Raw genomic sequence first — 23,287 nt, 5'->3', positions numbered from 1 at the left:
AATGTTATAAAGCTGGTTCTATGGCTCAAGAATTATGCCCGCAGAGGCTCCATGTCAAGCCTCGTAGCCATAAAATTAACTTCAAGAAGTCAATATTTGATGGTGTTTTATGTGTGTCTCAAAACGCTAGGTCAGTTCATAAGTTCATTTTTATTTTCATATTAAGCATTGTTAATTACTTACTCTTTTCCCCAGAAAACAGGAATTTCAAAGGAAAAACTGCATAAAAAAGATAGTAAGGGGAAAAAGGAAATAGAGGAGGATTATATATGAGATATTACATCTCTTTGTTTTGTTCGGATCGACAATGTGATAACCGTTCTATCACACGTGAATTAGAAGCAATATCCGAAACAGCTGCAAAGCAAACGATATTTGAACTAAATAGCAATAATAGAAAAACATGTCCATGTTGTGGGAAAGAACTTAACTATTATTTAGATTTTCAACCAGATGACTTTGATTTAGAACATGAACAAAGCCTCCTTTGAAAAAGGAGGCTTTTTTTTGTGCTCGCTTACCGAGCTTAAAGGTATGTAGTATTGCTATTTGTCAAGATTACCTTGACGTGAAGGTTATTTACTAATAATAGAATAACTCATGTTGGTAAAATATGCAATATATTTTAGCCGATATTTTATGAAATCACCGTTTCCAACATTTTTTGGTAAATTTCATTTCTTGCCGTTATCCTATCTTTTGTGTCGGTATCAATGACATTGGCTAGGCTTTGAATGGTCCTGACTCTACGTTCTTTTTTTAAAGAAGTTTTTACCCAAGTGATTTTGTACTCCGTTGAATCGTTGTAGAGTGTATAAGTTAAAACTTTCTTATCGTAACTCTTTGACATCAACGGTCTTAACAAATGGGTTAACTGTTGTGCTGGGTTATCAAATTGTGGAATAAACTTTAAATTGTTTTTAATTAGGTGCTCTAGCAAAGATTCTTCATTTAACAACATTACACGAATACCTTCTTCAATTCTCTTTTCCTGATCTGAAGAGAGGTAAACAGGAATATTTTGCTTTGTAAATTCAGTTTTGACAATCCTTTTTCGACTTATACATGTTATTTGCTCCATACATACCGCTGTTGCCAGTGATAAAGGACGAATTTTCCCAATACTGAACCGATGTTTAGTTTCTTTTATTTTACTTTTCATGCTTTCTGTTGGTATTACCTGAATGGAATCTCTGTTTGGAATAGCATCCCATACGATAGCAAAATGTTCTCTATCGAGTTCGCTCCCAACTGCTGAAAATTTTGCTTTTATTAATTGTCCCTTCGCTAAGGGGGGCACAAATTGCGTTGGTTGGCGAGGTTGTCCTTGATCGTCTGTGTTGTCCACTTCATCTACTTTTCTTGAGCATTGGATGAATCTCTCTGTTCGCTCAAAAATTGTACTTCGCGAGATAACTTGTCCATTTAGAGGACGATCATCATCGGTAACACTAATTAATTCTTGTAATAATTGGGTTAACTGACTATCCAAACCTACCTCAAGAAATAAGTCTTTTAGATAAGGTTTATCGGCTAGTAAGTCAATAATATCTTGATGTTCACTTGGCATTTATTTTACACTCTCCTTTCTGGACTATCTTCTTTATTAAAACATATTTTTCCTAATTTAGGATTAGTTTTTTACAAGATTCTCCTTTTTACTAGGTATTTACTTGTGGTTGAAAAGTCATTTTCGTTAGATTATCATTCAAATAATTGTTTGAATAAAATAAAAAAAGGGGTATAATATATTCAAATGAATATTTGAATGAAGGGAGTTGTCATGTATGGAGTTAAATAAAATTGAGTTTTATATGATGAATAATCCGATTAGACGTTGGTTGCAAAAAAGCATTGAATTTAAAACCTTTAAGGAATTTTTAGATAGGCATAATCTTTCCTTAGAGGGAAAGGCAGTATTAGATGCAGGGTGTGGATCAGGATATAGTACAAAACTAATTCAAGAATTTCGTCCTGCTGAACTTGTAGGATTTGATATCATGCCTTCGCAAATTGATAAAGCGAAAAAAGAATATCCCGATTTAAATTTCTTTGTTGGCAGCGTGTTAGAAACACATTTAGATTCCAATAAGTTTGATGCTGTTTTTGTTTTCGGAATCCTCCATCATATTCCTCGCTGGAAAGATGCAATTGCAGAACTTTATCGGGTAATAAAGCCAGGTGGGGTGCTTTTAATCGAAGATTTGAATAAAGATGCTTCTCACTTTTTTGCCACTTACTTTAAATTAGATCATCCCCCAGAAGCCTACTTTACATGGGATGAGTTCACTCATCAACTGAAGGAAACAGGGTTCGAAATTTTAGAAGAAAAAAGAATTATTTCAAAGGGAGTCGGGTCTTTCCTTTGTTTAAAAAGTGGAGGGGAATAAATGATAACAACTATACTAACAGCTGCGGCTATTTATGTAGCGACAGGGATTGATTATCTTGTTATTTTAATTTTATTGTTTTCACAAATAAAAAAAGGACAAGAAAAACATGTATGGATTGGAAAGTATCTTGGAACGATCATTGTTATAGGAGCTAGTCTTTTAGTTTCCCTAGGTGTCGCCAACCTAATCCCTCAACAATGGGTCATAGGACTTCTTGGGCTTTTACCCATTTATTTAGGAATAAAGGTTTGGATTAAAGGAGAAGAAGACGAAGATGATAGCAGCATATTGTCCTTATTTTCATCAGGTAGGTTTAATCAATTATTTCTAACAGTCACTTTTATTGTATTGTCTTCCAGTGCAGATGACTTTTCCATTTATGTACCGTATTTCACGACATTAAACGGGACCGAGATCATTGTCTCTATTATTGTCTTTTTAATAATGATTTGGGTTTTACTCTACATGGGTTATCGTTTAGCACATGTGGAATTTGTATCGGAAAAAATTGAAAAGTATGAACGTTGGATTGTTCCAATTATCTTTATAGGATTAGGAATTTATATCATGTATGAAAATGGGACATTCAATGAATTGTTTTCATTCATATTTTAATTAAAATGATTTATTATCGGTACCTTTTTTGATTTCATTCAAATTAATGTTTGAATAACGATAAAAAAGGGTTACAATATATTCAAATGAATATTTGAATGAAAAGGAGTGATATTAATGAGTAAGAAAGATACTTGTGAAATTTATTGTTATGACGAAGAAAAAGTCAATCGAATACAAGGAGAATTAGAAAAAGAGGATATAGGTAGCGTTACGCAATTGTTTAAAGCACTTGCAGATGAAAATAGAGCAAAAATTTCCTATGCTTTATGTCAAGATGATGAGTTATGTGTGTGTGATGTTGCCAATATTATTGGTTCTTCTGTTGCAACGGCTTCTCATCATCTTAGAACTTTAAATAAGCAAGGAATTGTAAAGTATCGAAAAGAAGGAAAGTTAGCATTTTATTCACTGGATGATGAACATGTCAAACAATTGATCATAATTGCGTTGGCACATCAAAAAGAGGTGAAAGCAAATGTCTGAAAAACAAGTGAAATTATCTGAAGAAGAAATGAAAGCGTATCGTGTTCAGGGATGAATTTATTGCTTGTAAAAGTAAAAGTCGGGAACCGTATTTCTTTCTGCTATACAAAAAAGTCGTGTACCGAATTGTTACTGTTTACTCATTTGAAAAGCAATAAACTAACTCAAAAAATTACTTAAGCTTCTTATAATCGAAGCCTCCGTAGTTCCCGACTTTTTTGTCTTATAACACTAGACGGTGAAATTGGAGGTATATTAAACAGATGGAGAATCAAAGAAGAATTGATATTCCCTTAATGAATATCAATTCTTCTTAATATATCATTCATATTCTGACAGCTCTTCATAATGCTCTTCTGCTGGATTTGAAACATAAATTCGTCTTCCATACTCTAATCCACCATCTACCGCGACGGCCTTACATCTGCATATCTGAAAGTCATAAGTACTCTTTGATTCGATAATATCATTACAATGTTTACAACGGATTCGGTTACTTTTGAGTTTCTTTTTCATTATGATACCCCACTTAATTCTTGCCTTTAATAAAAATAAATCTACTTATTGAATATTCCTTACATCTTTTATTGCTTTACAAGTATGTCTATGTTTTATATAACATAAATCCTAATTTTTTCATTTATATGGTATATCCATACTGGAAACGACACATAATAAAAGATATTTATAGTAAAAGAATGTAAATACTTCGACCAATTATATACTACCGATTTCGTGAACAGGGTATTCCACTAAGCTTCACAAAATCCTCCTGAGCAAGGCTATTTAAAATTGGCCAAAAGAAGGAATGGGAGAGCCGTTTACCTGTGCAACCTTTGAAAAGAAGGATTATTAAAACTAATACAAAATAAATTCTCTTTTAATATTAAAATGAAAATCGAGGCTATCAAAATGGATTACTACAAACTAATGCTTTATGTCAATATTTTAGGCATTTGCTTACCTATTGCTTTAACGTACTTAGTAATTGCTAATCTAATTATTGGGCAACCAATTTATCCTTCTACAGTCGTTATTCTAGCTTTTGGCTATGCGGTAATGATTAAATGGAATACACTGTTTCAGGAGTTATGGCAGAAATGGTTTGGGAAGGAAAAATAATGTAACACTTCAACTCCTTCAACTATCCATAGGTACCTTGTGACACTTAGGCTTTATATTTGTCTTCTACAAATTCACACCCGAATGCTATTACCGTTTTCTCGAAAAAGTCAGTTATAGATTTTTTATTTTTAACTCTGAAGCTAATTCTTTTGCCTGTTTATAGTTCTTGAACTCTTTTAAAGACATGATCTTAATTTTATGCGTGGCAATCCAATTAACAAAATAATCATTACTGATATTATCTTCAAAGTATAAAGATTTCACGTCATTTATAAGTTTTAATGCACTTATCCGTATATATTCATCTTTGTGTTTTAAAATAAGTTCATCCCCAGAACGATAGACTAGATTCGTGTTGACATTACGTAATTTGCCTAAAACAAAGTTTACTATTAGGTTGCCAGAATCACTAAGGGGTATTTTAACCATATCAATTAAATCTTTAAAAGTTGCATTAATATCGGTTTCGTTATAAAGAAGTCCACCTATATTGAGTAGAAAATCTTGATATGAGATATTACCATGCAATATTTTGTTCTTTTTCGAAAATCGTATTTTTACAATTCTATTAGATGGATTTAAACTTTCGATAAGAATATTCTCTTTTTTAAGATAAACATTTAGTTGCTGTAATACACTTCTCATAAATCTCTCTTCGTAAATTTTATGAATTGTTCTCCATTTAATAAATCCATTATCTTCTCTAATTTGCTTTGTTAACGTAGAGCTATTATTTTTAAGTATCCAATTTTTAATCGCAAATGATGCAGCGAATTTTTCTTGTTTATTTTCATTAACGAATGATTTAATGGCTTCAATTATATGCTCCTTAATTTCCCATTTGGCTTCAATTAAATCTAAATGGTTAAACTTCTCAGAGATAAATTCTTCATAATTATTTTTAATATCAGAAGTAATTTCTGATAGCTTAACGGATAAATTTAAAGGAATAATCATATCAAAGCTATTAACTAGATTCGTAGTTTCCACAAAAGCTCGTATTCCTGGAATATGATTCTCTAGAAGTACTCTTCTTTCAGCTCTTCGAGTGTCTCGGTTTACTTTTTCAATCAATCCTTTGACTTCTTCCCCGAATTCTTTAACACATTCAGAACCTACCACAAGTACTTTACCATTGATTTGATTTACAATCTTATTTTTTAACTTTAAATATTTATAACCACATAAATTACATTCAATTTTCTGATCTTTATAAGATAATCCTAAATCTTGTACTGGTTGTGTATCAGACGGTTTCCATTCTGAACGACATGCGTTTATTAAGTCGTCTATATACGTAGTTAAATCATTTAAATCCTGATATTCTTTAATTTCATCAAAGGTTATTAATTCGTTTTTCTGAAGATAGTTATATAATTTATTAAAAGTGCCCTTTTTTATTGTTTCACTATTCAATAACAAATTCCTTAGTTTTTTAGAAATCAAATCTTTAGACATCTATTACCTCCCAGGATTCTAATAAAGTAACAAAATATAGTATATATAAATTCAAATAAATACTATATATAGTTATGATACATAATGCGAACAGATGTTTCAAGTTGTAGGTAATAAAATGGAAATGTGTTTATATTAGGGATTTATGAGATTTACTATAATAGGTTTTAAGTATAATAGATTTTATTGAAGAGGTGAGTAGGATAAAATTTATAGGTAATTAATTCTTGTCAACATTTTTAGTGATTTCTTAAGTGTTATTTTTACATTTCTGGTACATTTATGATTAAGAAAATAATTTCTCAATCAATTAGTGATATGATTCAGTTGCATGTGTGGGGCATTTCTAGTTAATGAGGAGGAAATTTCATGATAAAAATTAGAAGAACTTTATCACTGTCGTTAATCGCAATAATATTATTTAGTATTACTCAATTTAGTACGGCTAATGCACATTCTGTCTTAGAAAATTCAACACCAGGAGATGGTGAACAACTGAGTGAAACTATAAACAGAATAGAGCTATCATTTAATACTAGAATTGAAAATGGAAGTACTCTTACCCTAGTAAATGATACTGGAGATGTAATTAACCCTTCGTCTCATGAAATAAATGATAATATGCTTGTAGCAACATTCGAGGACTCGCTTGAACCGGGTTCATATCAAGTAAATTGGAAAGTTGTTGGAGCAGACGGTCATCTTATTGAAAATCAATATTCTTTTACTATAAAGGAGTCCGAAATTACACTGGGCAAGGAAAACGCCGGACAATCTGAAGATGAACGAAACATCACTTCTTCAGAAAACTCTCAAACTGTAGAATATAAAGAAGATGAACTGGAAGATCAAGACGTAGAAAAGCAAAACCGACAAGCCAATGAAAATGACTCGTCTTCTATAGTAAATATAATCATTATAACGCTAATTATTGCAGGTTTAGGATTATTAGCTTGGATGTTGTTTAGTAAGAATAAAAAATAAGGTGAAGGTGAATCTGAATGCTCTTAATTTCTTTAACTGAGTTTATATTGTACATAAGTTTCTCAGTTCTTATAGGTTCCTTGATTCTATTGATGGTTCCCGAGAATAAAAAACCACCTATATATGTCCCTAAAAAAGTACTTTGTCTAGCTGCAGGATTAATACCAATAGCAGCATTTCTTCCAGTTTTTCAAACGGCATACATATTAGCAGGTGATATGGACCGCTGGCTCTTTATAAAAAGCGTTGTGTTCACATTTGAAATTGGAAAAGCATGGTTGTTTATTACCTTCATATCCGTAATTTTGATTTGTGTATTACTGGCTAAAAATTTAGAAACAAATAAAAAGCTTACAATATGGGCTATTTTTCTAACTTTATTAATGCTTTTAGGTTATGGAAGGTCAAGCCATGCAGCAACAATTACTGAATGGCAAGGATTCGTTTTCCATACGCTTCATTTCCTAGCGGTTACTGTATGGATAGGTATTCTTTTGGTTATTAGTTGGTTCTCCAAAAATAAAAATAATTGGTTAAACTTTTTGAAATGGTTTACACCTATCGCTATTACTTGTCTTATCATTACTATAGTAGCTGGTTATTTTACGATGGAAATTGATATTGATTCCTATGATGATCCAAATGCTTCAGTTATCCAAGAATATCAAAATAGTCTTATCGTTAATTACGGACAAGCATTAGTTTTAAAGCACATATTTATTATCTCATTAGTATTATTTGCTTTTATTAATGGAGTAATGTTTAGAAGAAGATATAATCAGGAATCATTTAATCCTTTAAAATGGGCAAGGTTGGAAAGTGTTTATGCACTAATTGTGTTTGGACTAACAGCATTTATGGGACAGTCTTGGCCACCACATCAGATCTATTTGTTGATAAACACAGAAGGAGCTTCTCCTCTTTTTGAAACGCTATATAGTGGAGATATTGTAAACACAATACAAAATGCTGAAAATTTTGAAGTCTTCAATGTCATTATATCTTTCGGAATGGATAGTTACCTATTATTTGGTTTAGCTATATTATTTATGATACTAACCATTTTTGCTGCTATCATCAGGAAATCGGTTTTTGTTTCTACATTCTCTTCACTTTTAATGGTTGTATCAATATATTTTGGAATAATGTTTGGAGTTCAATAGGGAGTTTAGAAAAGCGTATAGGAAAAAGGGGTGCTAATTCTTTGATAGAACTGGACCTCTTTTTTTATTTGGTTATTAATTGATTGTCTGTTCTATTTATATCTTTAAAGTAAAGTTTGATATTTTAAAACATAGTCCGTAAATTTGACAATAAAGTTTGATTAAAATCCTGTACAAATTTAAACAGGATTTTTTCTTTTTATGTTCTTCTGATGTTGTAAAACTTCAATATGTTCCTACATTAAAGGGCCAGTTTGTTGATACAGTAATAAATATTTATATATAATGCAATTGAGATTATGAAGGATTAAACTTAAACTAACGAAGCAGGTTAGGTTAAGCTGACTATTTTACTGATGCATAACAAGTGCTTTAAAAAGTAAAATTAAAAAAGTCGATTCCTTAGAGTACAGGAATTCGACTTTCCGGGATGTTGACGGTGACTCCTATTTAGAAAAACAAAAAAGGGTGTGAAGTGACAGGCTGGTGATTGATTTATTAAATAAAACCTTGAATTCCGCAGTATTGTTTGTTTTAATCTAATGTTTTAAATTATTAGAGCAGCTAGTCCTGCGACTTTTAAAGCCAATGAACTACCTTCTTGTGCTAGTTCATTTAAGTCACGTAAAGTTTTTGTTATACGTCGTATTGTTTTTTCTTTAGGCTTATCATTTGATTCAACCTCTTCAGCTAAATCTTCTAGGTTGTCTATTGCTTCATCTCTAATCTCCCCATCAACATTATCTGTCTCTTTCAATATCTTTATTAATTCTTTTGTTAAATCTAACACATCATTTGATTGGGAATTATTATTTTGAACAGCTTCTATATTACCATGCGCATAATTGAATTGACCTACATTACCCTGAATTAATACTGGAGTTTTTGGATTATCATTAACGCCCATCATTATTGCCATCTCCTCTAAGTAAGTTGAAATATGGTTTACTAACAATCTTGTTACTTTATTATTAAATCCCTGAATAATTCCGCTTATTTTACCCCCACCACTTGTCCCATACCACAGAGCAAAACCTGTCCAGTGCCTATAGTATTTATCAATATAATCTAACAGTTGGTATATAAATGCTATCTGTTCTTGGTCTTTGTATGGAATTTTAAAATGACGAGTACTGCTAATTTCTTTAATACTTTCTTGTATGTCGTATTGGGTTTGATTGTTCTTTTCTATAAAATCATAAATAATCTGTGTCTCCCGAATGTAATCTAAAAACCTATTTAAGTTTCTGCTCGCATCATCTTCACCACTTGATCTTAATAACTCCGATGAAATTCCACGAAATTTAAATGATACAATTCTAAAATCATTTGCTGTAATTTTCTCCAACTATATCCCTCCACAATACGGGCAGTATGTACTGGCAAAATTAGCCGAGTTATTAATTTTCACTTGACGATTACAACAGTTTTTTAATATTAAATTCATATCGTTTACTTCATATAAATCTTTAGGTGTTTTTAATTTCCCTTTAACATTCTTCTCGCCAAACATTTTTTGAAGTTCCTTTAATGCGAAGTTTTCCAGTTCAATCTGTGCATTTTTTTGAAAATCTTCAGTAAAAATTAAATCTTGTGGGTTAGAAGATAATCCACAAGAGGCGCAAAACATAAATTCTCCCTGAAAATCTTCAAACTCTTGTACATTGACCTTAAATTTATCCTCACAATGCTTACATTGTAATGTTACACAACCATCAATATCAGCTAATTTCCTCAAAATAATTTCCATTCCGACTACCCCCTTCTATACAAATATTACCATAAAAGGGTATAGAAAAAATTTGAAATTTTTTAATCTGTTTATATCGATAGTCTGTAGAAATAAACAAATCCCCTATATCTTTTGAGAAAACCTTGGATGTTCATTTACAATCCTAATAATGTCCACTTGATCTAAAGTTTTAGAACACTTTTCACACTGTTGAGACCTCAACGAATTTGTTCCAACAAACACTACGAATAGTTATTCAACATAAGGTTGCTTTAGTTTAACAAACAAAAAGCAGGATTCATTATCTGATCTTCCACAATCGGGCGCGCGCGACAAGTTCTGTTATAAGTGATTTATTTCATGAAATACAGGAAAGTTTGCGTGGCAAATTTTTAACTTTACAACGGAGGATAGGAATGAAGAAACCATGTTTTCTGAAACTATCCCGTCAATACTCCTGCATGCGTTATGTCTGACAGGACATAGGGTGTGAAGCACAGGTGGATTCGGCAGAACGAAGGCTGCAGCCATTCCTCTGGAAAAGGTATGCCAACGGATATGCCGCACGGCTGAAAAACTTAATATGGTGAGAATAGTTCTATTAGAAAAGAACTGACAAACTTCCGAAGGTAAGGGTCTATAGATTGAGCATGCGGAAACGCATGTACCATCTTACGATGGGGTGAATGGTGTGGAGTAAAAATGCGCCCTCTGAAATACGCTATACCGAACGATGGCGGTATCTAGTTCACAGGCTTAAAGGAAGCACCTACGTTAAGAATGGATAGCTACGTTGTAAGGTACTTGGAAAGCAAGGAACGTTGTAATGAAGGCTGTCACCTGAAACGTTTGCTATAAGATTTTAATCGAAATGTATTTATCCTTGTGAGGGTAGGGGTACGACTGACGAAGCCTTTGTAATGAAGGCGGAGGAACAGCCCCAAGTCTAGTGGTAGTTAATAATTATTTTTCAAAGGTGTATTGCACCGGTCGGGTAAGAATGTGGGAACATCACTTCATGAAGGAATGATGCCACAGTGCAAGCTCTACGATATTGGGATTATTATGGTATGACCGAAACCTTTACAGATTTACATAAGCGAGCTAAAAATAAAGAAACATTCCATTGCTTATACGACATTATCACGTCGAGGAATAATATTTTACTGGCGTATCGCATAATCAAATCAAATAAAGGCTCAAAAACCCCAGGTACAGACGGGAAAACCATTTTAGATATTGAGAAATATACTGAGAACAATTTAATAGAAGAAATACAAAAACAGCTCAAGAATTATCGCCCGAAGAAAGTAAGACGGAAGTTAATAGAAAAAGATAATGGCAAAATGAGACCACTTGGCATTCCATGTATCCTCGATAGAATTATTCAACAGTGCTTCAAACAAGTTTTAGAACCAATAGCGGAAGCTCATTTCTTCAATCATAGTTATGGATTTAGACCGTTAAGGTCTACTCATCATGCTATGGCTAGAATCCAATACCTAGTCAACCAGTCACAACTCCACTACGTTGTAGACATTGATATTAAAGGCTTTTTTGACAATATCAATCATACCTTACTGATTAAACAACTTTGGAATTTAGGTGTTAGAGACAGGCAAGTCCTTGCATGTATAGCCAAAATGTTAAAATCCGAGATTGATGGAGAAGGTATACCGACAAAAGGCTCTCCACAAGGTGGGTTACTTTCACCACTATTATCAAATATTGTTTTAAATGAATTAGATCAATGGGTATCTAAACAATGGGAATGGTTTCCTCTACATAAACCATTTAAGACAAGAGAGGGTCAACTCCTTGCCAAAAAGCGAACCCAATTGAAGGAAGGATATCTAGTCCGTTATGCTGATGACTGTGTGCCACGAAAGCAACCAAATTGTGCGTAAGCACACAAGGGAGCTATGCTGCACAAAAGATGAGAGTAGGCCTCTCGCAATCGCTATACAGGTAGAGATTGCAAACCACCCTAAGGTGCTATAGTCAAAAGCTATGGTATTGAGCGTTAGGGAAAAGGCAGAACGAGATTCTGTCAGGTACGTATTAAGGAGACGAAAACCATTGAACCGCTGAGGAAGTATCGAAAGCGTATAGATGTCATCAAAACCGAGGGGGAGTCGTTAACTCGGGATAAGTTCGGAGGAAACCTGTTTACTGTCCGTTCGGTGACCGGTATAAAGGCGGCGTGAACTTAATACAGGCTTCTGTGTGGAACGTGGGAACCTCCGACATGGATGTTAAGGGAGAGATTTCAAGTGGAAGCCCCACGAGAATCAGAGTACCAATGCCATGTATAGGGGCGGAATAACTCGTAGTAGTGATGAAATCTCCTAACGGAGATGGAGCGAAGGGGTTATATTATTCAGTTTTACAAATAAGTCAACCATAAAGCTGGGAGGAACTTATGAGGAAAACAAAGCCATATAAGATATCTAAAAACATAGTATATGAAGCCTTCTTAAGAGTTAAGGCAAACAGAGGGTCAGCTGGAATTGATGATGTGTCAATAGAAGAATTCGAATTGAATCTTAAAGACAACCTGTATAAATTATGGAACAGAATGTCATCAGGGAGTTATTTTCCACCAGCAGTAAAAGCGGTAGACATACCGAAGAAAGCTGGAGGTACCAGAACGCTAGGAATTCCGACAGTTGCTGACAGAATTGCACAAATGACAGCGAAATTATATTTCGAACCTACGGTTGAACCGTTCTTTCATGAAGATTCCTATGGATATAGACCAGGGAAAGATGCAATTCAAGCAATAGAAATTACACGCAAAAGGTGCTGGAAATATAACTGGGTTTTAGAATTTGATATTAAAGGATTGTTCGATAATATTGATCATGAATTGTTAATGAGAGCAGTGGAAAAGCATACAGAAAACAGATGGGTAAAACTGTATATCAAAAGATGGTTAAAGACACCTTTCCAGACAAAAGAAGGAATGATAGAACGCACATCAGGTACACCGCAAGGTGGGGTAATAAGTCCAGTTCTAGCTAACTTATTCCTACACTATGCGTTCGATAAATGGATGTCAATCTATCACTCAAACAATCCATTTGCAAGATATGCAGATGATGCAGTCATCCACTGTAAGACAGAAGATGAAGCAAAGAAATTGCTCGAATCCTTAAATAAGAGAATGAATGAGTGTAAACTCGAGTTGCATCCAATTAAAACGAGAATTGTATATTGCAAGGATGCAGATAGAAAAGAGGAACATGAAAACACTTCGTTCGATTTTCTAGGGTATACGTTTAGACCTAGATTATCAAAGAATAGATGGGGAAAGCATTTTGTGAATTTCACTCCTGCAATCAGTAATAAGTCAAAGAAATCAATTCGGCAGAAGGTGAGAGATTGGAAACTGCAATTAAAAGCAGAAAAGGAACTCATAGACCTATCGATGATGTTCAACTCGGCAATTAGAGGCTGGATTAACTACTATGGCAAATTCTACAAATCGGAGATGTACTCAACTTTAAGGCATATTAACAAAGTCTTAGTCATGTGGGCAAGAAGGAAATATAAGAGGTTTGCCCGTCATAAAAAGAGAGCAGAAAATTTTCTAGGTAGAATAGCAAAGCAATCTCCCAAGCTCTTTAAACATTGGGAGATAGGTATCAAGCCTACGGCTGAATAATGGGAGCCGGATGAGTCGAGAGGTTCACGTCCGGTTCTGAGAGGGGCTACTGGGGAGGTTCCAGTGGTCTACTTACCTTAAAATTCTCTGTCGAGATGCAAAAACCGCCGAAAGGTGGTTTCATGCTGTAAAGCTATTTCTGAAAGAACGGTTAAAACTCGATATCTCACCAGAAAAATCGAAGATTATTAACCTACGTAAAAATGAATCAGCTTTTCTTGGATTTACCATTCGCGCAAATAGAAAAGGTAAAAAGCGAGTGGCTCACACTTTTGTTCGTGCCGAAAAGATACAGAAAATAAAAGCTGAAGCGAAGGAACGAGTGAAAGAACTTCGTTCTTCACCAACCATTCAAAACGCTATGCGTTTCAATAGCTTTGTCTTAGGGTTACATAATTACTTTAATAGAGCGACACACGTCAACTTAGCGTTCTCACGTCTTGCCTATGAAATCAGTGCAATGATGTACAATCGTCTTAGGTCAATCGGGAAGTATGCACATCCAACGAATCCACCCCCATCCTATAAAAAATTTTATAGTTTGGGATGTAAGACATTTAAAATTGCTGGTATTTATCTTTATCCACTAGCGAATGTTCAGACGAAAAATACCATTTGCTTTACGCAAAGTCTAACACCATTCACGGTTGAAGGTCGAGGGCAGATTTATAAAAATCTACACAAAAATATCAAGCAAGAAATAGCCTTACTGATGGAATCGACGATTCTGACACGCAGTGTTGAATATATGGACAATAGGATTAGTCGATACAGTATGAAAAAAGGAAACTGTGAAATTACAGGTATATTCCTTCAAGCTCAAGATGTACACTGTCACCACTATATTCCTCTGTATCTAGGTGGAAATGACAAGTTTAATAACCTACGCATCCTCCATAAAGATGTTCATAAGTTAATCCATATGACTGACAAAACTAAGATAAACACACTAATAAAGAATTTGGAAATATCACAACCGATGGTTGAGAAAATCAATAAATATCGGAAGAAATGTGAGCTAGAACGAATTGAATAACCCAAATCACTTAGAGTAACTTGAAACTTATAATTAACAAAGCCATCGCTAGATGGAACGCGGAATGATGGGAAACTATCACGTTCCGTGTGGAGCAGGGGAAAAGCTGGAGATAATATCAAACGCTTACCTATTGCCAACAATTCTGCAACAAGAATTGTGCTTTTTCTCATGTATAGGTCCATATTGTTGAACAACACCTTCAAAGAAATATGGAAATTCACGTTAAAATTTAGGTGTGATTGTAAAAGAATGTATTTAAACTATCAGGGCAGCTTACTTCAAAAGCTTCAAATGTTTTTTCTTAATAAAAAATTTACATGAAAACAATTGCATTATATATATAAGTGCATTATTATATAAGCAAATATTTATATACTAATATTTAAATTTCTTAGGGAGGTGCTTATGTTGCAAACTTCGATAATGGAAATAGATGAAACAGCGTTGATTTTGAAGCTATTAGGCGATAAAACAAGATTAACAATGATTAAAATGTTGGAAACGAATGACTATTGTGTATGTGAATTTGTAGAGGTTTTTAAAGTTAGTCAACCAGCAATTAGTCAACATATTCGTAAATTGAAAGATGCTGGTTTAGTTATTGAAGCAAGAAAAGGACAATGGATTGTTTATTCGTTGAATAGAGATTCTAATTTCTACCCTTTAATTCGTAGTTTATTAAAGCATCTCCCTAACCAAGACTATTATCTACAAGAACTAGAAGAACATGGTTTACGCATCTCATGTGAGTAAGGAGAGGGAATTTAGTGGTAACTGCTATTTTAGCAACAGTCATTTTTTTAGTAACACTTATTATTGTCATCTGGCAGCCAAAAGGGTTGAACATCGGATGGACTGCTTGTGGAGGCGCAATTCTAGCTTTAATAGTTGGTGTTGTTGACTTTAATGATGTTTCTGAAGTAATTGGAATTACATGGAACGCAACTTTATCTTTTGTAGCAATTATTCTGATTTCACTAATTTTAGATGAAATTGGTTTATTTGAATGGGCAGCATTACACATGGCAAGAGCTGCAAAAGGTAATGGCATTAAAATGTTCGTCTATGTAAGTATTTTAGGAGCAATTGTCGCAGCATTATTTGCAAATGATGGAGCAGCATTGATTTTAACGCCGATTGTATTAGCGATGGTTCGAAATTTAAATTTTAAAGAAGCAATGATTTTTCCGTTTATCATGGCAAGTGGGTTTATAGCGGATACTACTTCGTTACCATTCGTTGTCAGTAACTTGGTGAATATTGTATCTGCGGATTTCTTTAACATTGGGTTTGTCGAATATGCTTCAAGGATGATTATTCCAAACATATTTTCATTGATTGCAACAATTACAGTTTTATTAATTTATTTTAGAAAAAGTATTCCGAAAGAGTACGATTTATCTAAGTTAAGAAAACCGCACGAAGCTATTAAGGATTTAAAAATGTTCCACCTTTCGTGGTATGTTCTCGGGTTATTACTAATCGGTTATTTCATGAGTGAGTTTATTAACACTCCAGTATCTATTGTTGCTGGAATTATCGCTATCTTCTTTTTACTAATGGCTAGAAGAAGTAGTGTTGTAAATACAAAAGCCGTAATTAAAGGCGCACCGTGGAATATCGTGTTTTTCTCAATTGGAATGTATGTGGTTGTATATGGTTTAGGAAATGCATGGCTCACGGATTCGTTAGCTAGTTTGATTGAAACATTTGCTAATCAAGGTTTATTTGTCGCAACGATGGCAATGGGCTTTATCGCTGCAATCTTGTCTTCTGTTATGAACAATATGCCAACTGTAATGATTGACGCATTAGCTATTGCTGAAACGAATACTACTGGAATTGTAAGAGAAGCTCTTATATATGCAAATGTTATCGGCTCTAATTTAGGTCCCAAAATAACACCAATTGGTTCACTCGCAACATTAGTATGGCTACATGTTCTATCTCAAAAAGGTGTCAAAATCTCTTGGGGTACTTATTTTAAAACGGGTATTGTGCTAACAATACCAATCCTATTTATCACGTTATTCGGCTTGTTTATAACACTACTAATTTTCTAAGGAGAGATTACACATGGCATCAATTTATTTTTTATGTACAGGAAACTCTTGTAGAAGCCAAATGGCAGAAGGATTTGCAAAGAAATATTTAGGAAGCGGGTATGATGTTTATAGCGCTGGAATTGAACCAAGAGGATTACATCCATTAGCAGTTGAAGTCATGAAAGAAAAAGGTATTGATATTTCTAATCAAACATCAGACGTAGTGAGTGCGAAATTAATTACTCAAGTCGATTTTGTTGTTACCCTATGTAAAGATGCAAAAGAGGGTTGTCCGGCTATCCTACCAAGAGCAGGCCATTATCATTGGTCATTTGATGATCCTGCAAAGGCACGTGGAACCGAGGAAGAAGTACTTGATGAATTTAGACGTATAAGAGATGAAATTGAAGCGACTATTATAAAGTTTATTCAAGGGGACACAGGAGTTGCATTTGATGCTAATAATACAAAACTGAATTACCTTAAACGAAAAGATGATTTCGGAGCACGCATTCAAAAACTTCGTGAACAAAAAGGATTAAGTATTCAAGATTTAGAAAAAAAACTAAATATAAATGATGACTATCTTTCTAAAACAGAAAATAATTTAACAGAACCATCTAAGTTCTTCATTCATCGTTTAGCCTGGGCTTGTGGGGTTGAGTATGAAGACTTATTAGACGATTTATATTACGTTGAACATAGCGACATACTAAAGTAACTATTAAAGTCGAAAGATATAAAAGGAGAAATTACAACATGGCGAAAAAAACATTATACTTCTTATGTACAGGAAACTCTTGTCGAAGCCAAATGGCAGAAGGTTGGGCAAAGAAAGTATTACCTTCAGATGAATGGGAGGTAAAAAGTGCTGGAATTGAAGCACATGGATTGAATCCTAATGCTGTGAAAGCTATGAATGAAATTGGAATTGATATTTCGAATCAAACGTCGGATATTATTGACTTTGAAACTCTAAATAATGCGGATCTAGTCGTTACCTTATGTGGAGATGCAGCAGATAAATGCCCAGTTACACCACCTTCTGTAAAACGTGAACATTGGGGATTTGATGATCCAGCTAAAGCACAAGGAACAGATGAAGAAAAATGGTCAGTATTCCAGCGTGTTCGTGATGAAGTTGGTGAAAGAATAAAAAGATTTGCTGAAACAGGCGAATAATAATTTAAATGCCAAGAGAGTTCTTCTCTTGGTTTTCTTTTAAAATATAGATAAGCAATTGCTTATCTATATTGGTAGTATAAACACTAATAATATGAGACTGGAGATTAAAAAAATGACCAATAGAAATTATCATGTATTATTAAATGGCCGAATTTTCATCGGTGGGGCAGATGATATTAATGATGTGATGGAAAATGAAAAAATAGATACTATTTTCGATTTAAGAGCAGAAGCACCACAAGAAGAAACAAAATACAATCGTATTCACAGTCCTATTGTAGATGATGCAGATCAACAAGATGAATCTATCAAAGAATCTATTACGAACGTTGTAAATGCTTATAATGAAGGTAAGAATGTTTACTTCCACTGTCAAGGAGGAAGTAACCGCACAGGAACTGTGGCAATTGGTACATTATTAACTTTAGGTAAGGCTGATACAATTGAAGAAGCAGAAGAAATTGCCATGACTGCTAGACCTAAAATTAAAGTAAAACCACAAATGAAAGAAGCATTAAAACGAATCTTCCCTAATGCATAAATTTGGAGGTTAGTAACAATGACAATCAGTATTAGAAAAGTTACAAATGAGGATTGGGAACAGGTTAAATTTATTTACGAGGCAGGTATTGCAACGAGAATTGCAACCTTTGAAACACAAGCTCCTTCTACATTTGAACATTGGATTAGTAATGCGAATCTAGAATGTTCATTAGTCGTACATGAAGAATCAACAATTTTAGGGTGGTGTAAGCTTACTCCAGTTTCATTAAGAAAAGTATACTCCGGTGTAGGAGAAATTAGTATATATATTCATCCAAATGCTAAGGGTAAGGGAATCGGAAACTTACTTCTTCAAACTTTAATCAACAAATCAGAAGAACAAGGCTTTTGGACTTTAGAAGCAAAAATCTTTTTAGAAAATGAAGCAAGCATCCATTTACATAAGAAAAATGGATTTAAAGTTGTAGGTATTCGGGAAAAAATCGGTAAAAGAGATGGGGTCTGGCGGGACAATATATTTTTAGAGAGAAGAAGTAAAGTGGTTGGTGTGAGTTAAAAACACTTTAACTTTTCATATGTCTTCTAAAAAGAAAAACCCCCTGAATCGTATAGTCAATCTAATACGATTCAGCGGGGTGTTTTTTTACATGCCTATTTTATTTACTGTTATTCCATTAAATGGCCCATTAGAGAGTCATCAAAACTTTACAAATATATATAAATATTAGTATCTATTCAGTTTCTCCTTGCTTGAGTAATGATTCAAAAAGAATAGTTAACATACTGCTGAAATAATTAAATGCTAGATACTGAATTATTATTTAAAGCTATTAATCGCTAATTCAAAATTATTTTTTGTCTCTGTACCGTATACTAAAAGGTCACCACTAAAGAAGAATTGATCTATAAATTGTGTTGCTTCTTCAAGCGAAAGTTCTCTACTATTCATCACTAATTGAATATAGGACTGGAAATACTCAATTGTTAATGTACTGGAATGATTAACAGTCATAATTTATGCCTTCTTTGCTTGGATGATAGCAGATACGATATAGTTTTCTAAATCGTAGTTAGGTTGCCATTCACGAATAAACTCTTTTGATTCATCTTTTGGAATAATTTGAATATCTATGAATCCTGCATCTTTTAAGTATTCTTCATATGTTTTGATTGAAATTGCACCTGAAATACAACCAGAATATAAGTTCATATCGTTTAGGTAGCTTTCAGGTAATTCAGTAGTTAAGATTACATCTGAGATAGCTACTCGGCCACCTGATTTTAAAATACGATATGCTTCCTTAAATACCTGTGGTTTATTCGGTGATAAGTTAATAACACAATTTGAAATAATGACATCGACTGACGAATCAACAATTGGCATATGTTCAATTTCTCCTAAACGAAATTCCACGTTATTAAAACCAGGCTTTTCAGCATTACGACGTGCTTTACTAATCATTTCGGGTGTCATATCAATACCGATAACTTTGCCGGTTGGACCAACTTTAGGTGAAGCAAGGAAGCAATCAAAGCCTCCACCAGAACCCAAATCTACAACTATTTCGCCTTTCTTTAAGTCAGCAATAGCTTGTGGATTACCACAGCTAAGCCCCATATTTGCACCGTCAGGAATTGAAGCCAGTTCTTCAGCTGTATAACCCATTTTTTGTGATAGTTCATCAATTGTTATTGATTGATTTTCACTTGGATCACAACAGTTCGGGGCGCAACAATTATTAGAGCTATTTAATTTAATAGCTACTTTTGTATAATTGTCACGAACAGCTTGTCGAATATCATCTTCACGTTTCATTTTAGTTCCTCCTTAACAACAAGAAGTTGGATTATAACCAATTAATACTAAACCAATCTCACCGTTTTCTTCTTCTGCATGGATTGTGACATCGGTTAACTGAGGAGCAATACTTGGGTCGATAGCAACTTCGATTTCTTCAATTGTTTCAACTGTATCATTTTCTTCTGCAGCTTTTAGGTCAACTCCTAGATTAACACCACAGCAACCTGCAATACCGTAGAAACGAAGTGTTTTCACCTCTGAATCCGCTAAAACTTGAACTAAATAATTTTTACCTTCTGGACTGATTTTCATTTAATTAACTCTCCTTTAAGTTGATGTAATCCTTTAATTCCTAAAGGTGCAGTTTTTACCCACGGAATTGTTACATAACGATCCTTACTAATTAATTGTATTTCTTGAAGCCATTTCGATTCAGACTGTTGTTTTTGTTTAAGTATCTTGCTAGTTGTACTAACGGTTGTAAAGCTTTGATTCACAATCCACCAATCGACAGATAGACCAGCTCGTTTTAAATCTTCTTGTAAACGTGTTGCTTCATAAACTGGTGTTGCTTCTGACAATGTTGTAATCGCAACACTTGTATAATTTGCATCACGTAAACGCGGTAATAGATTTGAAACTGAAGCTGGAATATCACCTTGTGAGCGACTAATTTCACGGTGATAGCTTTCAGTTGCATCGAGTAATAAAAGTGTATGACCAGTAGGTGCTGTATCAATTATAATGATTTCATCCTGATGGTCTTCTACAACATTAGCAAACGCTCGGAATACGGCGATTTCCTCTGTACAAGGGGATGCCAAGTCTTCTTTTACAAATGCTAATCCTTCTTCATTCATCGTTTCACTTGCTTTTGCGAGTACCTCTGCTTCATAATTCGACACTTCTACTTTTGGATCAATTCGACTAACGGTTAAATTTTCTACTGTTTCATCACCAAACGTCCAATTAAGATGAGCTGCAGGGTCTGTCGTTGTTAGATGAACGCTTAGGCCTTCTTCAGCTAGTCGAAGGGCAATGTATGAAGCAACGGTTGTTTTTCCGACGCCACCTTTACCCATTGTGAAAATAAGTTTGGGTTTGCGTTGTAAATAATCCATAATCATTTGCTCAATTTTAGGAATCGACGTATCTTCTACCGATGCAATTTCGTGTAATACTTCTTCATCTGTTATCCAAGCTTGCATAAGTTCAATACTGGATAAAGAATACGGTACAAACGGTAAGTAATAATGCTCAAATGATTGCAATTGTTCTGGCATTTCCTCTAATGCTTTACTTTGTCGATTAATAAATGCTTGTTCGATGTCGTCATTTTGATTTAAATTTTGCATGTATCCGTTAATTAAGACGATTTGGTTTTGAATTCCTATATCATATAGCTCGTGGGATGCACGTGCAGCTTCTTTTAGCGGATTTGTTTCTGGACGTGTAACAAGTATTAATGCTGTTTGAGCTGCATTCGTTAGTTGTGAAACAGCTTTTTTATACATTTCACGTTGTGGTTCCAATCCTTTTAATGGTCCTAAACAAGACGTTCCTGTTGTATTTTCATCTAAAAATGTAGACCATGCGGAAGGGAGTTGTAACAAACGAAGCGTATGTCCGGTTGGTGCTGTATCAAATACAATGGTATCAAATTGCTCAATCAATGTAGGATTCGTTAAAAGTTGTGCAAACTCATTAAATGCAGCGATTTCAACTGTACATGCACCTGATAATTGTTCTTCCATATTTTGAAGAACAACTTCAGGTAATTTCCCACGATAAGGACCTACCATTTGTTCTTTATATTTTTGAGCTGCAAGTTCAGGATCTAAATTGAGTGCATATAGATTTTCTGCACCTTCAATTTTTGTCGGTGTATTATAGAGGGTTTGGTTGAAAATATCTTGTAAATTAGACGCTGGATCTGTACTAATTAACAATACTTTTTTCCCTTCGTTCGCCATTGAAATAGACAGACTGCTTGCGACAGATGTTTTTCCAACGCCACCTTTACCAGTAAAGAAAAGAAAAGGGGTTTTAGGGAAATGTTCTATAGTAAAGCGTTCCATGTTGATGCATCTCCTTTTATTTTAATGAAATGCGTACTTTTGGTTTTTGTAGTAATTCTTCTTCAGTAAGCCCAGTCCATTTAGAAAACTGTGAATTCGTAGGGTAAGCACCTTTACAAATTAATTCACCATCTATAAAAGTAGCGGGTAAAGCTTCTAACCCTTCTTTCGCTAGTAAAGAATTAACTGTTTCATTTTCCACAAACATTGATGGTTCTGACGTTAAGTTGAATCGTTCAGCGTCTATATTTACCTTCTTTAAATTATTCATTACAAAAGACATTCGTAATAGTTCAGGGTCGATTGATGGTCCACATACGCCAGTAGAACAGCACATTGCCGGTTCGTAAATTTCGATTTTTTTCAAAGTATAACAGCTCCTTATTTTCAGTAATTTGAAACTTTTCAATTCTGGTTGATATGCAGATGAAATTAATCCTTAACTTAGCCGTTGCTTACTTGAACTTCGATATGCGTACAACAACCAGTATCACAGTTACAAACAGACATCGGTTCGATCTGTTCTAAAATTCCATTCATAACAGGCGATTGTTCTTCCACTAGTCGATAATGCTTCCATGTTCCAACTTTCCGTTCTGTAATAATGCCAGCTTCTTTTAATTTGCGAAGATGTTGACTAACTGCTGGTTGAGATATCTTAAGGACATCAACAAAGTCACAGACACAAACTTCCCCCTTTTTCATGCACGCAAGAAGCTTAATACGGTTTAAATCGGCAACAGCTTTTAACTGCTTTTCTAGTAGTAATTTATCCATGATGAAACCTCCTTGAATAAGTATTTGCTTATATACGAAGTAAATAAAAAGAGAAATACATTTCTAAATATATAATTATATACTTATATTATACACTTATAAAAATATAAAGTGCAATAATATTTCTGCATTTTTGATGTTAGCTACCTCAAAATCTACTATGAAAGAACATGACATTGGAAGGTTAGGTAGTGTCAAAACTTCTATGAAAAATTGAAAATCACAAAAAATTAGA

The 23,287-nt window shown here is 34.0% G+C and carries 27 protein-coding genes and 1 pseudogene; 17 read left to right on the top strand and 11 right to left on the bottom strand.

Features of this window, described 5'->3' with window-relative positions; genetic code table 11:
- Positions 1-269 precede the first annotated feature (269 nt).
- Entirely contained in the window at positions 270-491 is a 222-nt protein-coding gene (locus CD30_RS14755; protein ID WP_036178377.1) for a hypothetical protein, read from the top strand.
- Positions 492-637: 146 nt separating this feature from the next.
- On the opposite strand, the gene CD30_RS14750 is transcribed toward CD30_RS14755, so the two are convergent.
- Positions 638-1,570 (bottom strand): hypothetical protein, encoded by a 933-nt coding sequence (locus CD30_RS14750; protein WP_036178375.1) that lies wholly within the window; start codon positions 1,568-1,570, stop codon positions 638-640.
- A gap of 217 nt (positions 1,571-1,787) precedes the next feature.
- Between CD30_RS14750 and CD30_RS14745 the strand changes: the two genes are divergently transcribed.
- The 3 genes from CD30_RS14745 (at position 1,788) to CD30_RS14735 (ending at position 3,494) form a co-directional block, all read left to right on the top strand.
- Positions 1,788-2,390: a class I SAM-dependent methyltransferase gene (locus tag CD30_RS14745; protein ID WP_036178373.1), complete on the top strand. Its 603-nt coding sequence runs from the start codon at positions 1,788-1,790 to the stop codon at positions 2,388-2,390.
- Positions 2,391-3,008: a CadD family cadmium resistance transporter gene (locus tag CD30_RS14740; protein WP_036178371.1), complete on the top strand. Its 618-nt coding sequence runs from the start codon at positions 2,391-2,393 to the stop codon at positions 3,006-3,008.
- A 117-nt stretch (positions 3,009-3,125) separates the two neighbouring features.
- A complete protein-coding gene (locus tag CD30_RS14735; protein WP_036178369.1) occupies positions 3,126-3,494 on the top strand; it encodes an ArsR/SmtB family transcription factor in 369 nt (122 codons plus the stop codon).
- A gap of 321 nt (positions 3,495-3,815) precedes the next feature.
- Here CD30_RS14735 and CD30_RS14730 read toward each other — a convergent pair whose 3' ends face one another.
- Positions 3,816-4,010, bottom strand: a complete 195-nt coding sequence (locus tag CD30_RS14730) for a DUF7695 domain-containing protein (protein ID WP_036178367.1) — start codon at positions 4,008-4,010, stop codon at positions 3,816-3,818.
- Between the two features lie 396 nt (positions 4,011-4,406).
- Here CD30_RS14730 and CD30_RS14725 point away from each other — a divergent pair, with 396 nt between their 5' ends.
- Positions 4,407-4,616: a hypothetical protein gene (locus CD30_RS14725; RefSeq protein WP_036178365.1), complete on the top strand. Its 210-nt coding sequence runs from the start codon at positions 4,407-4,409 to the stop codon at positions 4,614-4,616.
- A 114-nt stretch (positions 4,617-4,730) separates the two neighbouring features.
- On the opposite strand, the gene CD30_RS14720 is transcribed toward CD30_RS14725, so the two are convergent.
- On the bottom strand, positions 4,731-6,077 hold the full coding sequence (locus CD30_RS14720) for a hypothetical protein (protein WP_036178363.1): 1,347 nt from the start codon (positions 6,075-6,077) through the stop codon (positions 4,731-4,733).
- A 369-nt stretch (positions 6,078-6,446) separates the two neighbouring features.
- On the opposite strand from CD30_RS14720, the gene CD30_RS19620 reads away from it, so the two are divergent.
- Entirely contained in the window at positions 6,447-7,061 is a 615-nt protein-coding gene (locus CD30_RS19620) for a copper resistance CopC family protein (RefSeq protein ID WP_052126243.1), read from the top strand.
- A 17-nt stretch (positions 7,062-7,078) separates the two neighbouring features.
- Positions 7,079-8,224: a copper resistance D family protein gene (locus CD30_RS14710; protein WP_036178360.1), complete on the top strand. Its 1,146-nt coding sequence runs from the start codon at positions 7,079-7,081 to the stop codon at positions 8,222-8,224.
- 547 nt (positions 8,225-8,771) lie between these two features.
- Here the strand turns inward: CD30_RS14710 and CD30_RS14705 are convergent.
- Entirely contained in the window at positions 8,772-9,572 is an 801-nt protein-coding gene (locus CD30_RS14705) for a hypothetical protein (RefSeq protein WP_052126242.1), read from the bottom strand.
- Positions 9,573-9,974 carry a hypothetical protein gene (locus CD30_RS14700; RefSeq protein ID WP_036178358.1) on the bottom strand — a complete coding sequence of 134 codons (402 nt, stop codon included), beginning with the start codon at positions 9,972-9,974 and terminating at the stop codon, positions 9,573-9,575.
- A 1,052-nt stretch (positions 9,975-11,026) separates the two neighbouring features.
- Here CD30_RS14700 and CD30_RS14695 point away from each other — a divergent pair.
- The 10 genes and pseudogenes from CD30_RS14695 (at position 11,027) to CD30_RS14655 (ending at position 18,952) form a co-directional block, all read left to right on the top strand.
- On the top strand, positions 11,027-11,863 hold the full coding sequence (locus CD30_RS14695; RefSeq protein ID WP_328286143.1) for a reverse transcriptase domain-containing protein: 837 nt from the start codon (positions 11,027-11,029) through the stop codon (positions 11,861-11,863).
- A gap of 515 nt (positions 11,864-12,378) precedes the next feature.
- Positions 12,379-13,623, top strand: coding sequence for a group II intron reverse transcriptase/maturase (gene ltrA, locus CD30_RS14690; protein WP_036178356.1), 1,245 nt, complete (start codon positions 12,379-12,381; stop codon positions 13,621-13,623).
- Between the two features lie 259 nt (positions 13,624-13,882).
- On the top strand, positions 13,883-14,659 hold the full coding sequence (locus CD30_RS14685) for an HNH endonuclease signature motif containing protein (protein ID WP_052126241.1): 777 nt from the start codon (positions 13,883-13,885) through the stop codon (positions 14,657-14,659).
- A 426-nt stretch (positions 14,660-15,085) separates the two neighbouring features.
- Positions 15,086-15,415 carry an ArsR/SmtB family transcription factor gene (locus tag CD30_RS14680; RefSeq protein WP_408056793.1) on the top strand — a complete coding sequence of 110 codons (330 nt, stop codon included), beginning with the start codon at positions 15,086-15,088 and terminating at the stop codon, positions 15,413-15,415.
- 14 nt (positions 15,416-15,429) lie between these two features.
- Positions 15,430-16,725 carry an arsenic transporter gene (locus CD30_RS14675; RefSeq protein ID WP_036178354.1) on the top strand — a complete coding sequence of 432 codons (1,296 nt, stop codon included), beginning with the start codon at positions 15,430-15,432 and terminating at the stop codon, positions 16,723-16,725.
- A 13-nt stretch (positions 16,726-16,738) separates the two neighbouring features.
- Positions 16,739-17,140 (top strand): annotated as a pseudogene (arsC, locus tag CD30_RS20580) (arsenate reductase (thioredoxin)); the annotation flags it as partial.
- Positions 17,123-17,428, top strand: coding sequence for a helix-turn-helix domain-containing protein (locus CD30_RS20575; protein WP_408056792.1), 306 nt, complete (start codon positions 17,123-17,125; stop codon positions 17,426-17,428). The pseudogene arsC (CD30_RS20580) and the gene CD30_RS20575, both read left to right, overlap by 18 nt.
- A 38-nt stretch (positions 17,429-17,466) precedes the next feature.
- Entirely contained in the window at positions 17,467-17,889 is a 423-nt protein-coding gene (gene arsC, locus CD30_RS14665) for an arsenate reductase (thioredoxin) (protein ID WP_036178352.1), read from the top strand.
- A 115-nt stretch (positions 17,890-18,004) separates the two neighbouring features.
- Complete coding sequence (locus CD30_RS14660; RefSeq protein WP_036178350.1) at positions 18,005-18,433, top strand: protein-tyrosine phosphatase family protein; 429 nt, start codon at positions 18,005-18,007, stop codon at positions 18,431-18,433.
- A gap of 18 nt (positions 18,434-18,451) precedes the next feature.
- Positions 18,452-18,952, top strand: coding sequence for a GNAT family N-acetyltransferase (locus CD30_RS14655; protein WP_170933667.1), 501 nt, complete (start codon positions 18,452-18,454; stop codon positions 18,950-18,952).
- Positions 18,953-19,213: 261 nt separating this feature from the next.
- Here CD30_RS14655 and CD30_RS14650 read toward each other — a convergent pair whose 3' ends face one another.
- The 6 genes from CD30_RS14650 to CD30_RS14625 form a co-directional block, all read right to left on the bottom strand.
- Positions 19,214-19,408, bottom strand: coding sequence for a hypothetical protein (locus tag CD30_RS14650; RefSeq protein ID WP_036178347.1), 195 nt, complete (start codon positions 19,406-19,408; stop codon positions 19,214-19,216).
- A gap of 3 nt (positions 19,409-19,411) precedes the next feature.
- A complete protein-coding gene (locus tag CD30_RS14645) occupies positions 19,412-20,212 on the bottom strand; it encodes an arsenite methyltransferase (RefSeq protein ID WP_036178344.1) in 801 nt (266 codons plus the stop codon).
- A gap of 12 nt (positions 20,213-20,224) precedes the next feature.
- Positions 20,225-20,509 (bottom strand): iron-sulfur cluster assembly accessory protein, encoded by a 285-nt coding sequence (locus tag CD30_RS14640; protein WP_036178342.1) that lies wholly within the window; start codon positions 20,507-20,509, stop codon positions 20,225-20,227.
- A complete protein-coding gene (arsA, locus tag CD30_RS14635; RefSeq protein WP_036178340.1) occupies positions 20,506-22,275 on the bottom strand; it encodes an arsenical pump-driving ATPase in 1,770 nt (589 codons plus the stop codon). Before arsA ends, CD30_RS14640 begins: the two co-directional genes overlap by 4 nt.
- A 16-nt stretch (positions 22,276-22,291) precedes the next feature.
- The gene (arsD, locus tag CD30_RS14630) at positions 22,292-22,642 is read right to left on the bottom strand and encodes an arsenite efflux transporter metallochaperone ArsD (RefSeq protein ID WP_036178338.1); all 351 of its coding nucleotides are present in this window, start codon (positions 22,640-22,642) and stop codon (positions 22,292-22,294) included.
- Between the two features lie 77 nt (positions 22,643-22,719).
- Positions 22,720-23,052, bottom strand: coding sequence for an ArsR/SmtB family transcription factor (locus CD30_RS14625; protein ID WP_036178337.1), 333 nt, complete (start codon positions 23,050-23,052; stop codon positions 22,720-22,722).
- Positions 23,053-23,287: the final 235 nt, after the last annotated feature.

Source organism: Ureibacillus massiliensis 4400831 = CIP 108448 = CCUG 49529 (assembly GCF_000772965.1).
Lineage (GTDB): Bacteria > Bacillota > Bacilli > Bacillales_A > Planococcaceae > Ureibacillus > Ureibacillus massiliensis.
This window is presented reverse-complemented; position numbering and strand designations above follow the sequence as displayed.

Coding starts and splice junctions, on each gene's coding strand:
- CD30_RS14645 (WP_036178344.1), bottom strand. CDS start 20,212: ATGAAACGTGAAGATGATATTCGACAAGCTGTTCGTGACAATTATACA.
- CD30_RS14650 (WP_036178347.1), bottom strand. CDS start 19,408: ATGACTGTTAATCATTCCAGTACATTAACAATTGAGTATTTCCAGTCC.
- CD30_RS14745 (WP_036178373.1), top strand. CDS start 1,788: ATGGAGTTAAATAAAATTGAGTTTTATATGATGAATAATCCGATTAGA.
- CD30_RS14735 (WP_036178369.1), top strand. CDS start 3,126: ATGAGTAAGAAAGATACTTGTGAAATTTATTGTTATGACGAAGAAAAA.
- arsA (WP_036178340.1), bottom strand. CDS start 22,275: ATGGAACGCTTTACTATAGAACATTTCCCTAAAACCCCTTTTCTTTTC.
- CD30_RS14640 (WP_036178342.1), bottom strand. CDS start 20,509: ATGAAAATCAGTCCAGAAGGTAAAAATTATTTAGTTCAAGTTTTAGCG.
- CD30_RS19620 (WP_052126243.1), top strand. CDS start 6,447: ATGATAAAAATTAGAAGAACTTTATCACTGTCGTTAATCGCAATAATA.
- arsC (WP_036178352.1), top strand. CDS start 17,467: ATGGCGAAAAAAACATTATACTTCTTATGTACAGGAAACTCTTGTCGA.
- CD30_RS14720 (WP_036178363.1), bottom strand. CDS start 6,077: ATGTCTAAAGATTTGATTTCTAAAAAACTAAGGAATTTGTTATTGAAT.
- CD30_RS14655 (WP_170933667.1), top strand. CDS start 18,452: ATGACAATCAGTATTAGAAAAGTTACAAATGAGGATTGGGAACAGGTT.
- CD30_RS14730 (WP_036178367.1), bottom strand. CDS start 4,010: ATGAAAAAGAAACTCAAAAGTAACCGAATCCGTTGTAAACATTGTAAT.
- CD30_RS14725 (WP_036178365.1), top strand. CDS start 4,407: ATGGATTACTACAAACTAATGCTTTATGTCAATATTTTAGGCATTTGC.
- CD30_RS14750 (WP_036178375.1), bottom strand. CDS start 1,570: ATGCCAAGTGAACATCAAGATATTATTGACTTACTAGCCGATAAACCT.
- CD30_RS14680 (WP_408056793.1), top strand. CDS start 15,086: ATGGAAATAGATGAAACAGCGTTGATTTTGAAGCTATTAGGCGATAAA.
- CD30_RS14700 (WP_036178358.1), bottom strand. CDS start 9,974: ATGGAAATTATTTTGAGGAAATTAGCTGATATTGATGGTTGTGTAACA.
- CD30_RS14755 (WP_036178377.1), top strand. CDS start 270: ATGAGATATTACATCTCTTTGTTTTGTTCGGATCGACAATGTGATAAC.
- CD30_RS14740 (WP_036178371.1), top strand. CDS start 2,391: ATGATAACAACTATACTAACAGCTGCGGCTATTTATGTAGCGACAGGG.
- CD30_RS14710 (WP_036178360.1), top strand. CDS start 7,079: ATGCTCTTAATTTCTTTAACTGAGTTTATATTGTACATAAGTTTCTCA.
- CD30_RS14695 (WP_328286143.1), top strand. CDS start 11,027: ATGACCGAAACCTTTACAGATTTACATAAGCGAGCTAAAAATAAAGAA.
- CD30_RS14660 (WP_036178350.1), top strand. CDS start 18,005: ATGACCAATAGAAATTATCATGTATTATTAAATGGCCGAATTTTCATC.
- CD30_RS14625 (WP_036178337.1), bottom strand. CDS start 23,052: ATGGATAAATTACTACTAGAAAAGCAGTTAAAAGCTGTTGCCGATTTA.
- ltrA (WP_036178356.1), top strand. CDS start 12,379: ATGAGGAAAACAAAGCCATATAAGATATCTAAAAACATAGTATATGAA.